The organism is Gammaproteobacteria bacterium (assembly GCA_021647245.1).
GTDB lineage: Bacteria > Pseudomonadota > Gammaproteobacteria > RBG-16-57-12 > RBG-16-57-12 > JAFLJP01.
This window is the reverse complement of sequence record JAKIVC010000051.1, coordinates 1-14669: the sequence shown is the minus strand read 5'-3', so window position 1 is coordinate 14669 and position 14669 is coordinate 1. Positions and strand designations below refer to the sequence as shown.

Annotated in this window: 9 protein-coding genes, 1 pseudogene and 1 CRISPR repeat array; all 10 genes and pseudogenes read left to right on the top strand. The window is 49.1% G+C overall.

Annotated features, from left to right (window positions below; translation table 11 throughout):
* Window positions 1-263: 263 nt before the first annotated feature.
* The 10 genes and pseudogenes from cas1f to cas2 all read left to right on the top strand — a co-directional run bounded on the left by cas1f (window position 264) and on the right by cas2 (window position 11237).
* Window positions 264-1139: a type I-F CRISPR-associated endonuclease Cas1f gene (gene cas1f / locus L3J94_11735; protein ID MCF6219397.1), complete on the top strand. Its 876-nt coding sequence runs from the start codon at window positions 264-266 to the stop codon at window positions 1137-1139.
* A gap of 36 nt (window positions 1140-1175) precedes the next feature.
* Entirely contained in the window at window positions 1176-3932 is a 2757-nt protein-coding gene (gene cas3, locus L3J94_11730) for a CRISPR-associated helicase Cas3' (GenBank protein ID MCF6219396.1), read from the top strand.
* A 303-nt stretch (window positions 3933-4235) separates the two neighbouring features.
* Window positions 4236-5822: a type I-E CRISPR-associated protein Cse1/CasA gene (gene casA / locus L3J94_11725; GenBank protein ID MCF6219395.1), complete on the top strand. Its 1587-nt coding sequence runs from the start codon at window positions 4236-4238 to the stop codon at window positions 5820-5822.
* Window positions 5819-6355 carry a type I-E CRISPR-associated protein Cse2/CasB gene (casB, locus tag L3J94_11720; protein MCF6219394.1) on the top strand — a complete coding sequence of 179 codons (537 nt, stop codon included), beginning with the start codon at window positions 5819-5821 and terminating at the stop codon, window positions 6353-6355. The genes casA and casB overlap by 4 nt, the downstream gene beginning before the upstream one ends.
* Before the next feature lie 97 nt (window positions 6356-6452).
* Complete coding sequence (cas7e, locus tag L3J94_11715) at window positions 6453-7556, top strand: type I-E CRISPR-associated protein Cas7/Cse4/CasC (GenBank protein MCF6219393.1); 1104 nt, start codon at window positions 6453-6455, stop codon at window positions 7554-7556.
* Window positions 7557-7561: 5 nt separating this feature from the next.
* A complete protein-coding gene (cas5e, locus tag L3J94_11710; protein MCF6219392.1) occupies window positions 7562-8329 on the top strand; it encodes a type I-E CRISPR-associated protein Cas5/CasD in 768 nt (255 codons plus the stop codon).
* Window positions 8316-8999, top strand: a complete 684-nt coding sequence (cas6e, locus tag L3J94_11705) for a type I-E CRISPR-associated protein Cas6/Cse3/CasE (GenBank protein ID MCF6219391.1) — start codon at window positions 8316-8318, stop codon at window positions 8997-8999. The genes cas5e and cas6e overlap by 14 nt, the downstream gene beginning before the upstream one ends.
* Window positions 9000-9079: 80 nt before the next feature.
* A pseudogene (locus L3J94_11700) lies at window positions 9080-9821 on the top strand (HipA domain-containing protein).
* Window positions 9822-9849: 28 nt separating this feature from the next.
* Complete coding sequence (gene cas1e, locus L3J94_11695; protein MCF6219390.1) at window positions 9850-10764, top strand: type I-E CRISPR-associated endonuclease Cas1e; 915 nt, start codon at window positions 9850-9852, stop codon at window positions 10762-10764.
* 173 nt (window positions 10765-10937) lie between these two features.
* A complete protein-coding gene (gene cas2, locus L3J94_11690; protein MCF6219389.1) occupies window positions 10938-11237 on the top strand; it encodes a type I-E CRISPR-associated endoribonuclease Cas2 in 300 nt (99 codons plus the stop codon).
* A 151-nt stretch (window positions 11238-11388) separates the two neighbouring features.
* Window positions 11389-14528: a CRISPR direct-repeat array (repeat unit 29 nt; unit sequence GTGTTCCCCACGACCGTGGGGATGAACCG).
* Between the last annotated feature and the right edge of the window lie 141 nt (window positions 14529-14669).

Below are 14669 nucleotides of genomic sequence, written 5' to 3'. Positions count from 1 at the left end.
AGCCATTCAGGCCCATTTCTCCGATCATTTTCGTTGAATATGCTCAATATTCGCCTCAAACGATCAAAAAAATGGACTCAAAATGGCTTTCCCTCGCTACGATCACCTAAGCCCGACAGCCTCCTAGAGACTGCCCTGTAATCAACGCCACCCGACAAAGATTTATTGGCGCTTTCCCCATGCCACAGCGAGCTTGTGCAGCAAGAGAGATTCATGTCTACTGATAACCTGAAAATAAATCAGTTAAAGATGGATGGGTTAGTATGGAAGCGGTCTCCCCGAGTGATTTAAAAGCAATACTACACTCCAAACGCGCCAATATTTATTACCTCGAAAAATGCCGCGTGATGCAAAAGGGCGGTCGTGTTGTTTATCTCACCGAAGAGAAGGCAGAGAAACAGTACTGGAATATTCCCATTGCCAACACCACCGTTATTCTGCTCGGAATTGGCACATCCATTACACAAGCCGCCGTGCGCATGTTGGCATCAGCCGGTGTATTGATAGGTTTCAGTGGCAGTGGTGGAACACCCTTGATCACCGCCAATGAAATCGAATGGATGTCGCCACAAAGCGAATATCGCCCCACAGAATACGTTCAAGGCTGGATGTCATTCTGGTTTGATGAAGAAAAACGCCTAAAAGTCGCCAAGCGATTTCAACAGCTGCGCATTGAATATATGCGAAGCGTCTGGAGCAAAGACCGCGACCTGAAAAATGAAGGGTTCTATGCTGATGATGCAAACATAGCAGGAGCGTTAACACTCTTTTCATCCAAAATAGAACACTGCACAGATGTTACCAACTTACTTTTAATTGAAGCACGGCTCACCAAAAGCCTCTACAAAATCGCCGCCAACCACACCAAACAAAAAGACTTCGTGCGCCAGCATGACAGCGTTGACGATGCCAACGCCTTTCTCAATCATGGCAACTATTTAGCCTACGGACTGGCCGCCACCACACTGGTGTGGATTGTCGGGAATCGGGGTAAGTTTAATTTGCTGTTGGCTACGTGGCTTATCAAATTATTAAACTGTTTATTGGTGACGAGAAGCTTGCAAAAGCAACATTCATCGCAGGTTACCTACATGATGTTGGTAAAATTGCCCCGATTTTCAGGCCTGGATTACGGATAAAACAAAAAAGAAAACATTAAAAGTAAAGCGGATATTATGAGTGACGAAGAGTATTTCAACTATTGGGGTAAGGCGGGAAGGGGTGAGGGTGAACAGCACCTCTACCATCTATTAGTTTTTCACTCACTTGATGTTGCTGCCATCGGCAATATTTTGCTTAAAAAATTGCCTAAATTACGCAGGCAACTGGCAAATCTTTCGGGGATGCCAGAAGCACAGTTTGTTCGCTGGGCACAGCTCTCTTTAGCTCTGCACGATTTGGGTAAATTTACCGACAGCTTTCAAAGCATAAGACCCGATCTTCTACAAGAACTTCAGTCTCGGCAAAGTACCGCGTCAGGTGGAGTTCGCCACGACACACTGGGTTATCACCTCTGGCTGCAACATCTGTTACCGTTTTTTGTTGAGCGGGGTATGGTTACCGAAAAATCACCGCGTATGCGTTATACCCCAGACGATCTAGCGCTGCTTAATGCTTGGATGCGCGCCACAACAGGGCATCATGGGGAGCCGCCAAAAGATGAATCCATTATACTCCCTGACTATTTGAATTTCCCCGCAGATACTGAGGCGATTAAGTCCTTTGTATCCGAATTAATACCACTGTTTCTGCACGATGATATTACCTTCCCAAAGCTGGATTTAGAGACAACAAAAGAGGCTACCTGGTGGTTAGCCGGTTTTGTTGTGTTGTGTGACTGGTTAGGTTCAAGCCGTGAACCCGCTGAATTTAGTGGTACTCCAAGGGAATTGACGGACTATTGGCATGGTGCGCAGCCGTGGGCAACCGCTGTTGTTGAACGCAGTGGCCTGACTAGCCCCGAGGTAAGTTCACAGTTTTCATTACAGGATTTTTTTGGAAGTGAACTTGATGTGGAGCCTACACCACTACAGGCAGAGGCAGCTGAACGTCAGATTGATAACAGTGCGCAGTTGTTTATTTTGGAAGATGTGACAGGAGCAGGGAAGACAGAAGCAGCAATCATTTTGTTGCACCGTTTAATGAAAAAAGAGTTGGTACAAGGAGCCTATTTCGGCTTGCCTACTATGGCTACATCTAACGGCATGTATCGACGCATGGGCAAGGTGTACCAAAAGCTCTATGTGGCAGGCAGTTTCCCCTCCTGTGTGCTGGCCCATAGCGCTAGGGAGATGTCAGATCTCTTTCGTGATTCTATTGTGGCCACCACCGCTGATACAAGTCCGGTTGATTACGGTGATGGCACCATGCCAGCCGGTGCGCACTGTAGTGCGTGGCTGGCGGATAACCGAAAAAAAGCGCTATTGGCGAATATCGGAGTGGGTACGGTGGATCAAGCGGTGCTGTCGGTATTGCCATCGAGGCACCAATCTCTTCGTTTACTTGGCCTTCTTGGGAAATGTCTGATTCTGGATGAAATTCACAATGTGGATGCGCGGCAAAATGTATTGATCTGCCACATGCTAAAAGCCCACGCGGCAACAGGAGGAAGCGCAATCTTGCTCTCTGCAACACTCTCAAAAGCGCAGCGTAAAGAGTTTGTAAACTCCTTCTCCGAAGGGTTGGGTCGCACCGCTCCGGTTTTACAAAAAATATCGGCGCAGGATTACCCGCTACTGACCCAGCTTGGCTCGACACTATTTGATGAAAAAGTGCTGGCTACCCGTAGCAGTGTGCAGCGAACGGTAAAGATGAAATTTGTACACAATGAAGAAGAGATCTACCAGACTATTCAGCAATCATCAGCGCGTGGTGAGTGCATCTGCTGGATACGCAATACCATCAAGGATGCCCGCAAAGCTTACCAAGCATTAAAAGAGAAAATCCCCAAAAATAAGCTGAAGCTGTTTCATGCGCGCTATGCCATGCAAGATCGACTGGATATAGAGAATCTTGTTCTGGATCGCTTTGGCCCAGACAGTACAGCAGAGGATCGCTCGGGGCAGGTGTTAATTGCCTCACCCGTTGTACAAGAATCACTGGATCTGGATTTCTCACAGCTGATAACCGATTTGTGCCCCTCAGATTTAATTATCCAACGAGCGGGAAGATTCAGAAGACACATTCGTGATGTTTCGGGTAACCGCCTGAAAAAAGGCCAAGACCAGCGGAGCAATGCATTGCTGCATATCTTTGCTCCAGAATGGTGTGATGAGCCCAAAGCTGATTGGGTAAAGCAGTGGAACAGCGGTAGTAATGCCATCTATCAGGCGGATCATCTCTGGTTTACTCAAAAGTGGATAAAGGCACACAAACAACTGTGCATGCCACAAGATGCCCGCTCAATGATCGAATCTATTTATGGTGATTTGGCAGCCGAAACCCCCGAGGGTCTGCAAGCTGCAGCCAATGATAAAGAAGGTAAGCACGCCGCGATTAAGAGTGTCAGCAGAGCAGATGCTCTGAATTGGCAAGATGGCTATACTCGCGATAGTAACTGGTGGGATGAGGATAGCACCGCCACCCGAGATATTGAGGAGCCTAGCCATACCGTCTACCTCGCCCGCTGGAAAAATGGAAAACTCACTCCGTGGCGGGATGAAGGGGATTTCCGCTGGGCGCGTAGCGCAGTCAGCATGATCGAGAAGAAGATAAAAACTGAAGCAGAGCATCCAGAGATACCGCAGTCACAAATCGAGCGACTTAAAGAGAGTATGCCAGCCAAAGGAAAGTGGGGTCTCTTGTTGCCACTGGTACTTCAGGGCTCGAACCGCTGGAAAGGGCTGGCACTCAATGCCAAAGGTGAGCAGGTGATTTTTTATTACGATGAAATTAATGGGTTAATGGAGGCAGAAGAGGTGCAGGAGCTATAAAGCCCCTGCGGCTTTTATCCCCACGGGTGTGGGGAACACTCCGGTAAAATCCATATACACGGTTCATCCCCGCGTGTGCTAGGGAAGCGTGAGAGATAATAGCACTAGGGGTGAGTTGATGTAATGGACTAACAATATTATGCATTTATTAAGTGTATGTGGATTTTACCATGATATATAAATTGACATAGCATGAGGTAGAAGGTTAGTCTGTTGGCAGTTTCAACTTATGGCGGTATCAAAATGAATACCAAATGCGAAAGGAATACCCGTCCAATAGGACAAAACAATGGAGGCGTTATTTTGAATCTGATTACTGATCCATGGATACCGGTGTTGCGACAGAGCGGTAAAGTTGAAAGCATTGCACCTTGGCAAGTGACTGAGGTGGATGATCCGATAGTCCAACTTACATCGCCGCGCCATGATTTTAATGGTGCGTTGATTCAATTCCTGATTGGCTTGCTGCAAACCACCGTAGCACCAAAAAATGACAAACAGTGGGCGCAATGGCTGGATAAACCGCCCTCATCGGAATCGTTAAAAAGTGCTTTTTCCCGTTATCAAGCGGCATTTGAGATGGCAGGAGAGGGGCCGTGTTTTATGCAGGATTTTGAACCAATTGATGGGGATAAAAAGCCAATTAGTGGGTTGATGATTGAAGCTCCTGGTGGAAGCACCTCAAAACAGTTCAAAGATCACTTTGTTAAAGAGGGTACCTACAATGCTCTCTGCACATGTTGTGCCGCGACAGCGCTCTTCGCGTTGCAAACCAACGCACCTGCCGGTGGTGTGGGGCATCGCACCTCATTAAGAGGAGGTGGCCCGTTAACTACATTGGTTATTCCCGATACCTCCGTCGAGCAAGGGTTGCCTGATACCGTATGGAGCACCCTGTGGCTTAATGTATTGCCGCAGGGCAACTTTGAGAGTGATGCAGCTCTTAGTGAATCAAAAAACATTTTCCCCTGGCTGTCAAAAACTCGTACCAGTGAAGCAAAAACAGGTAAAACCACTACACCAATAGATGTCAATCCATTGCAGATGTTCTGGGCCATGCCGCGCCGTATTCGTCTGGATTGGCAGCAGGCAGAGAACGGGAGTTGCGATCTCTGTCACGCAGAAGATAGTGCGTTAATTACCCACTACGTAACAAAAAATTACGGGGTAAATTATGACGGTGCCTGGCGACATGTACTGAGCCCCCACTATCTGGAGAAAAAATCACAAAGTTATTTGCCAATGCATGCACAACCTGGTGGCATGGCTTACCGCTATTGGCTGGCATTAACTCAGGGTGATGATGCTTACCAAGCGGCAAAAGTGGTGCGGGCCTATCAAGGGCACGAGGGGCGGCAGTTAAAGAACGAGCAGCTCCGTCTCTGGATCTTTGGTTACGATATGGACAATATGAAAGCACGCTGTTGGTATGAGAAACAGTACCCTTTGGTATTGATTGAAGATGAAGAAAAACGAATCAAGTTTTGTAATCGTATGGGCGAAATGGTGAGCCTGGCCACACAAGTTGCCGGCTTTGTGCAGAGTTGCGTGAAGGATGCCTGGTTTAGTCGCCCTGCCGATGCGCGGGGTGATACTAGCTTTCTTAAAGAGGCCTTTTTTGAGCAGAGTGAAGCGGGGTTTTTACAGCAGATGCAAGCATTGAAAAATGCAGAAACAGGTGATGTTCAAAGGACGGTAGTACAAATATGGCACGGCCAATTGACCCAACACGCTTTGAAATTGTTTGAACACTGGGTTGCGCAAGGGGATATTTCGGTAGAGAACCCACGCCGAATTGCTGAAGCTCATCGAAAATTACGCAACCTGCTTTATGGTAAAAAATTATTGGATAATCTTGGAATTAAACAGAAAAAGGAGCAGGCCGCGTGAGTGTCGAATTTTCCCCCGGTAGTGAGTTGGGCAAAACACTAAAAGAGTTTTGGTTTGGTTTAAAAGATAACGGTGGTGCGCGGGCAGAGTTGCGGCGTTGCCAGAGTGTGAATGAAGTTGTGATGACACCAACCTTTCAGCGTTTTTGCCAAAATAAATTGCGGCCATTAATGAAAGATGAATCGATGTGGGAGGATCGCATGGCTGCGATTGTTGGTTTGATCGCGCACCTTAAATATGATGCTGAATCCAGTGTGCTGGGTGGTAAGGGGAATGCAGTGGATCAGCTTGCCGTTCAGATGGCTTATTTGGTCAGTGCCGACCGCCCTCTGGTGAGTGAGTTGCGTTTTCGTCGCCTGTTGCAAAATGAGCGGGCTGATCTTTATCAATCAATGATTCGTATTATTCGCATGATGAAGGGAGGGGCTAATTTATACGGTTTAGCACACTCTGTTTTCTTTTGGGGTGATGGCATTAAAAAACGCTGGGCTTATGCTTATTTCCCTAAAGTACCGGCTAAAAAATCTACATAAATACCGTTAATCGGTGAAATATAAAGTTTCCGTGTGTTATGCGGGAGCAGATAAAAACAGCTATCTAAATCTTAAGCTATTAACAAGGAATATAACAATGGGACGCTTTGTACAGTTACACCTTTTAACTTCATACCCACCCGCCAATCTAAATCGGGATGATTTGGGACGGCCAAAAACAGCCGTGATGGGCGGTGCCACAAGGTTGCGGGTTTCATCGCAAAGTTTAAAACGCGCATGGCGAACCTCTGAGGTTTTCGAAAGTGCTTTAAAAAATCACATAGGTACCCGCACCAAAATGATGGGTGTAACGATATTTGAAAGCTTGGTAGATAAAGGGGTATCTGAGAGTAAGGCAATTGAGTGGGCAAAGGCCATTGCCGATAAGTTTGGCAAAATAAAATCACTGAGCAAAAAAGAGGCGGCAGAGTTGAAAGACCCTGAAACCCCAGCAGATAAAAAAGAAAAATTAAAACGCAAACCGTTAGAGATTGAGCAGCTTGCTCACTTTAGCCCAGAAGAGGAGGCCGCAATTGATGCATTGGTGGCGGCATCCGCAGAGCGTGGTGAAGCTCCCCAAGGAGGTGAGTTGGATCTACTGCGCAAACAGCACAGTGCGGCAGATATTGCACTGTTTGGTCGTATGTTGGCATCTAGCCCCGCCTTTAATACTGAGGCGGCAGCACAAGTTGCCCACGCCATTAGTGTGCATAAAGTGGCGGTTGAAGATGATTTTTTCACTGCGGTAGATGATCTTAACAACGGTGCAGATGACATGGGTGCAGCGCACATGGGAGAGACCGAATTTGGTGCCGCGCTGTTTTACCAATATATCTGTATTGATAAACAACTACTCAAAGAGACCCTGGCTGACGAGGTGCTGGTAAAACGTACCTTAAGTGCGTTGATTGAAGCCGCCGCCACCGTTGCACCGACCGGAAAGCAAAATAGCTTTGCTTCACGCGCACGTGCTTCATATATCCTTTGTGAGGTGGGTAGCCAGCAACCGCGTACCCTTTCAGTGGCATTTTTAAAGCCTGTTGATAGCACATCGATGTTGGATGCGTCTATTCTCCAGCTAGAAGAGACACGCAGTAAAATGGATAAGGTCTACGGCGATTGTTCTGATCGCTTTGTGGTGATGAATGCCAACACCGCTCAAGGTAGCTTGCAAGACGTTATTGATACTGCAGTGGAGTAGGGGGGATGAGTGAATTTCTCATGCTGAAACTCTATGGCCCCATGGCTTCCTGGGGTGAAATTGCTGTGGGTGAGCAGCGGCTCTCACAAGGCCACCCCACTAAATCAGCCGTAATCGGCTTGTTGGCGGCGGCACTGGGCATTAAACGTGAAGAGGAGCGTCAACAATTACGGCTTGCCAATGGTTACCAAATGGCGGTACGAGTGGACTCCCCAGGGGCATTGTTGCGTGACTATCACACCGTTCAGGTACCACCACCCGATCGAGGTCGGCGTTACTACACCCGCAAAGATGAAATGTCGGTGCCCAAGGACACAATGAGCACTATTTTATCACAGCGAGATTACCGGGTAGATGCTCACTACACCGTAGCTTTGTACGGCAATACAGCGCCATATACGCTTGTTGAACTGGCAATAGCCCTGAAATCCCCCTGCTACACCCTCTATTTAGGGCGTAAATCTTGTCCTTTATCGCTCCCTTTGGACCCGAAGGTGGTAGAGGCTGAGCAGCTAAAATCTGCCTTTGACAAAGTAATGGTAGATAACGAGCTGTACAACTGTTCACAACTTTCTGCAACTTCGGCTGATCAATGCACGGCCTATTTATGGGAAGGATTATCACGAAAACAGGCAGGCTTTGCCGGCAATGATGGGACTTATCTGATACATGAACGTCGTGATCACGTGGTAAGCCGTAAACGCTGGCAGTTTATCAACCGCAAAGAGCACCATTTAATGGTACGGACGGGGGTGAAGAATGAGTTATTTTAGTCGAGTCACCTTAGATGCTAGCGACTATCAGGCAAGTCGACTGATGCGCAACATCTCACTCAATAGCTATCGAGAGCATCAGGCATTATGGAAACTGTTTCCAGATGATCCGAATGCAGAACGGGATTTTCTGTTTCGAGCAGATAAAAAGCCGTTGCAGCGCCTCTTCTACGTGGTTTCACAGCGTCAGCCGATTGCAGGTGAAGGTTGGCTGGTTGAGAGCAAGCTGTATAAACCGGCTATATCTGAAGGGCAGATGTTGGCATTCACCCTGAGAGTAAATCCCATTGTAACCCGCAAGGATGGTACCGGAAAACGTCAACGTCACGATGTGGTGATGGATGAAAAACATACCATAAATTTCTCACAGCTAGCACATGATAAGCGCCCTGCAATGCCAGAATTAATCCAGACATCTGGAAGAAAATGGTTACTATCTCGCAGTGATAAATATGGCTTTGAAATTGCCGAACAGGAAGTCACAGTTGAGAGCTATGACCAGCATCAGATAACCAAACGAGGGAGCAGTAAGCCCATTCGTTATAGCACCATGGACTTGTTAGGGGTATTGCGAGTAACGGATGTTGAGCGATTCACCGCGAGCCTATTGAGCGGTATTGGCCCTGCCAAAGCATTTGGCTGCGGCCTAATGATGGTGCGTAGATTGTGACAGCTAAACCAATAAAATGCATTGTTTTATGGCCTTATATAGGGCTTTTATGTTAATTTTTCTAAGGTCATGTTCCCCCCGGTTTTGACTATTGGCTACTGAAGTTTGATGGCGTAACCAACACCGAGCTGGGGGAACCCAAAGGTTATGGAAAAATTGAATATGCCTATTACCTGATGGCAATAGCCGCAGGCATTAACATGACGCAGTGCCAACGATTGGAAGAGCATAACCGCGCTCACTTTATGACCCAGCGTTTTGACCGAATAGATGGGCGACGGCTCCATATGCAATCACTCTGTGGTTTGGCACATTTTGACTTTAATCAAGCAGGTGCTTACAGCTATGAGCAAGCCTTCATGGTGATGCGCCAAATGCGCCTAAGTAAAGCCGATGCGATACAGCAGCTCCGGCGTACTGTATTTAATGTCTTGGCACGCAATCAAGATGATCACACGAAAAATATCGTTTTTTAATGGATGAAACAGGGTAGTGGAGGCTCTCTCCTGCTTATGATGTGACCTATGCGCATAATCCAGGAGGTGTATGGACCACGCAGCATCAGATGAGCTTAAATGGCAAACGAGATCATTTCACACTCGCTGACTTGCAACAGTTAGGTGCTGCAATATCACTCTCTAAAACCAAGGCGAACAGATTAATTGATGAGGCAAAACAAGCACTAGCCGAGTGGCTACTTTTGCAAGACAAGCGGGGTTGAGTGAGACGATAATTCGAGCGATTGCACACCAGCACCGTAAGCTTAAGCCCAATAAAAAAACGAACCCTTATCTGCTATCCGGATTAGGCCTCGTGCTGTAAAAACAGACAATGGAGAGCAAGGATCGCAATGTTACCACCACTAAAACCCCTACCCATGAAAGACCGCCTCTCGATGATTTTTCTGGATCGAGGGCAGGTTGATGTGCTAGATGGTGCTTTTGTACTACTGGACAAAGCCGGTGTGCGTACCCATATTCCGGTGGGTTCGGTTGCTTGTATTATGCTGGAACCAGGTACTAGGGTCTCTCACTCAGCGGTAAAATTGGCCGCCACCGTCGGCACACTATTGATCTGGGTTGGTGAGGCCGGGGTGCGGCTATACGCTTCAGGCCAGCCTGGTGGTGCAAGGTCAGACCGCTTGCTCTATCAAGCAAAATTAGCGCTGGATGATGAGCTTAGGCTTAAAGTTGTACGCAAAATGTTTGAGTTGCGCTTTGGCGAAGAGGCACCCTCCAGAAGAAGTGTTGACCAGCTTAGGGGGATAGAGGGCGCACGGGTTAGAAAACTCTACCAACTCCTCGCTAAGCGTTACCGTATTGAGTGGCATGGTCGCCGGTATGACGTAAAGGATTGGGATAAGGGCGACATTGCCAACCGCTGCATTAGTGCTGCTACCTCCTGTCTGTATGGCATCACCGAAGCCGCTATTCTGGCAGCAGGTTATGCACCAGCGGTGGGTTTTCTACACACCGGAAAACCACTCTCCTTTGTTTACGATATGGCAGACATCATCAAATTTGAAACCGTGGTTCCCATCGCTTTTAAAGTTGCGGCCGCCAACCCACCCCAGCCAGATCGAGAAGTACGCCTAGCTTGTAGAGACATCTTTCGCAGTGACAAAGTACTGAAAAAGCTGATTCCGATGATTGAAGAGGTGCTATCCGCTGGGGAAATTAGCCCACCTAAACCTCCGGAAGATGCTCAGCCACCTGCCATTCCAGAGCCGGAATCAATGGGGGATGCCGGGCACCGGAGTAATTAACTACCTGATGTCCCCCGTAATTAACCCAGATTATACTCCACTGAAGGCTGTTAGATAACGGTAGGAGCCATCTTTAGATGGCGAAACAAACATCGCACTATCACCACAAGCTAAAGTGTATTCCTACATGTATAAACGCTATATTGGCAATGTTTCACAGGTAATATTATTTTATGAGCATGCTAACTGTTGTGACAGAAAGTGTACCACCGAGGCTTCGTGGCAGGCTAGCCATCTGGCTACTGGAAGTACGTGCTGGTGTTTATGTGGGTGATGTATCACGGCGGGTACGGGAGATGATTTGGCAGCAAATAACTGAATTGGCAGAAGAGGGTAACGTGGTCATGGCTTGGGCAACCAATAGTGAATCAGGTTTTGATTTTCAAACTTATGGTGACAATAGACGCATACCTGTGGAATATGATGGATTGCGATTAGTCTCTTTCCTACCGTTAAAAGAAATAAAAGAGTAGTTCTTTAACAAATTGGGTATTTGAAATGACGCCAAAATTACGGGGTTTAGGCGCTATTTATGTTGCTTACATTCAGTTCTAAAAAATGAGAGTTGTTGGTGGAATTTTAGAGTGTAAATTTTACTAATAAAAACAACCGCGTATATTTAGAGTGTTCCCCACGACCGTGGGGATGAACCGAGCATAAACGAGCTGCAAATAGCTTTTGGCTCGTGTTCCCCACGACCGTGGGGATGAACCGTAGCGATTGGTAGCAATCGTATTTATGCGGCGGTGTTCCCCACGACCGTGGGGATGAACCGCAAGGAGCTGGGCGGCGCGCTAGATCAGTTAAGTGTTCCCCACGACCGTGGGGATGAACCGAATATCCGCCGCTCAAACCAACCGGCGATGTCGTGTTCCCCACGACCGTGGGGATGAACCGCGGTGTCGCCGTATCGCCAACTGCAATCTCGCGTGTTCCCCACGACCGTGGGGATGAACCGCGCCCCATCAAACATTCTCCGCAGCGCGAAATGTGTTCCCCACGACCGTGGGGATGAACCGGCCGCAGGTGTTGTGCAACTTTATTTGCCGGGGTGTTCCCCACGACCGTGGGGATGAACCGACTTGCATATTTAGTTGGGTGCAGGTTTTTCAGTGTTCCCCACGACCGTGGGGATGAACCGCTCTTGTAAAATCCCTGCGTCACTGGTTAGATGTGTTCCCCACGACCGTGGGGATGAACCGTCCACCATCGTTGCCGATGCAAGTGCCGATGCGTGTTCCCCACGACCGTGGGGATGAACCGCCTTGCCGCCTTTGGCTTTGTAAATTGCCTCTGTGTTCCCCACGACCGTGGGGATGAACCGCCCAGGCATCAGCTGGCGCTCGGACAGCATGCGTGTTCCCCACGACCGTGGGGATGAACCGTTGATAGTTTAATTTTAAACCCAGCATTGACAGTGTTCCCCACGACCGTGGGGATGAACCGTCCACCATCGTTGGCGGTGCAGCCGATGCAAGGTGTTCCCCACGACCGTGGGGATGAACCGGTTTATCTCATAATTGATCACACTTTAATCTCGTGTTCCCCACGACCGTGGGGATGAACCGATGTGCATGCTGTCCGAGCGCCAGCTGATGCCGTGTTCCCCACGACCGTGGGGATGAACCGGAGTTGATATAATTGTTTAGTTTATTGTCAATGTGTTCCCCACGACCGTGGGGATGAACCGATTTATTAAATGACTCATATCAGTTTGCCCGTGTGTTCCCCACGACCGTGGGGATGAACCGCCAGCGCAAATAGTAACTATACGTGGTCTCTAGTGTTCCCCACGACCGTGGGGATGAACCGATGAATTAAATGAGTCATATCAGTTTGCCCGTGTGTTCCCCACGACCGTGGGGATGAACCGCCAGCGCAAATAGTAACTATACGTGGTCTCTAGTGTTCCCCACGACCGTGGGGATGAACCGGCCCACCAGGCGGGCCCAGATACTCAGTGGCCGTGTTCCCCACGACCGTGGGGATGAACCGGATACGATAGTGTTGAATTGATGTTTGAATTAGTGTTCCCCACGACCGTGGGGATGAACCGTATTGGTATAGAGTGCGAGAGCTGCGCAGCAGGTGTTCCCCACGACCGTGGGGATGAACCGATCCCTTAAATAATCTGTTTCAGCCGAGTTTTGTGTTCCCCACGACCGTGGGGATGAACCGACTTTTGATCTCAGTTAATCTATCAGCGTAATGTGTTCCCCACGACCGTGGGGATGAACCGGGATGATATTGCAGATACCAGAGCGTTTGACAGTGTTCCCCACGACCGTGGGGATGAACCGCGGATCAACGGCGCAACAATCGCCGCCGGCAAGTGTTCCCCACGACCGTGGGGATGAACCGTTAAAGAGCGTTAGCGTTTATAGTCCATTAAAGTGTTCCCCACGACCGTGGGGATGAACCGACGGATCAACAGCAGCTTTTGGACGAGATGGAGTGTTCCCCACGACCGTGGGGATGAACCGTCAGTGTTGAACTAGATGATAGTGGTCTCAGCGTGTTCCCCACGACCGTGGGGATGAACCGAAGTGGATGCCGTTGGTCGGATTAGACAATAAGTGTTCCCCACGACCGTGGGGATGAACCGCACTTCTTCCGCTGCTTCTAACGCCTCGGTCTGTGTTCCCCACGACCGTGGGGATGAACCGTACGCACCCCGGTAGGCGAGTCCGGTAGCTTAGTGTTCCCCACGACCGTGGGGATGAACCGTCCATACCGCCCGCTGCATTACTAACGCGGCTGTGTTCCCCACGACCGTGGGGATGAACCGCACCCAATTCGTCTAGGACTAATAGACCGTATGTGTTCCCCACGACCGTGGGGATGAACCGTGAAATCGAATGTTTGAGTGCACTTGGTTAAAGTGTTCCCCACGACCGTGGGGATGAACCGATGGGTGTTCAGGGGACTCCAACAGTTGCGATGTGTTCCCCACGACCGTGGGGATGAACCGTTCGTTCGTGCCGTTCCTTCATTGTGGATTTTGTGTTCCCCACGACCGTGGGGATGAACCGCTCATTTTCGGGTAGAACTGGAGTGCCCGCCTGTGTTCCCCACGACCGTGGGGATGAACCGTCCAGATCTGGAGTAATATCGTGGTTCTTGCAGTGTTCCCCACGACCGTGGGGATGAACCGTGGCTCACAAACAGGTAGTGGTACTATCCCTGGTGTTCCCCACGACCGTGGGGATGAACCGTCACACCGTGGTTGCTCTCAACTGAAACCGGCGTGTTCCCCACGACCGTGGGGATGAACCGAAAGCCACCGGGTTTATGAACAAAGTAGCATCGTGTTCCCCACGACCGTGGGGATGAACCGTTAGGGCAATGCCAGTTTTCAACTCCAGCGACGTGTTCCCCACGACCGTGGGGATGAACCGATATGGAGACCGGCTCTCTGAATGCTTCTGGTGTGTTCCCCACGACCGTGGGGATGAACCGAGTATCTATATTAAGTGGATTTTCTGGGGTTGGTGTTCCCCACGACCGTGGGGATGAACCGTATGGCCGATTTGCCGCTTGCCGCTCAAACTGGTGTTCCCCACGACCGTGGGGATGAACCGACTCTCGCCAAACTCATCCTCGATCAGTAAATGTGTTCCCCACGACCGTGGGGATGAACCGGATTTATCCATCGCGTATTTTTGAATGTACAGGTGTTCCCCACGACCGTGGGGATGAACCGGCCGCGGCGTTGATACTCATAGTCTCGAGCTGGTGTTCCCCACGACCGTGGGGATGAACCTGCAATCAGCTACTAGCCCCCTCTGTCAGCATAGTTGCCCATCCGTTAGAATAAACTTCAATAATCATCGAGCGTGGGCAAAACGAGGCATAAATGAGTTATCCAAAAGAACGAAAAGAGACCGTACTGAAGAAAATGCTAC

What these genes read in the sequence shown, in the direction of transcription:
- cas1e (MCF6219390.1), top strand. Translation starts at nt 9,850, where the DNA reads ATGTTACCACCACTAAAACCCCTACCCATGAAAGACCGCCTCTCGATG.
- cas6e (MCF6219391.1), top strand. Translation starts at nt 8,316, where the DNA reads ATGAGTTATTTTAGTCGAGTCACCTTAGATGCTAGCGACTATCAGGCA.
- cas5e (MCF6219392.1), top strand. Translation starts at nt 7,562, where the DNA reads ATGAGTGAATTTCTCATGCTGAAACTCTATGGCCCCATGGCTTCCTGG.
- cas7e (MCF6219393.1), top strand. Translation starts at nt 6,453, where the DNA reads ATGGGACGCTTTGTACAGTTACACCTTTTAACTTCATACCCACCCGCC.
- cas3 (MCF6219396.1), top strand. Translation starts at nt 1,176, where the DNA reads ATGAGTGACGAAGAGTATTTCAACTATTGGGGTAAGGCGGGAAGGGGT.
- cas1f (MCF6219397.1), top strand. Translation starts at nt 264, where the DNA reads ATGGAAGCGGTCTCCCCGAGTGATTTAAAAGCAATACTACACTCCAAA.
- cas2 (MCF6219389.1), top strand. Translation starts at nt 10,938, where the DNA reads ATGAGCATGCTAACTGTTGTGACAGAAAGTGTACCACCGAGGCTTCGT.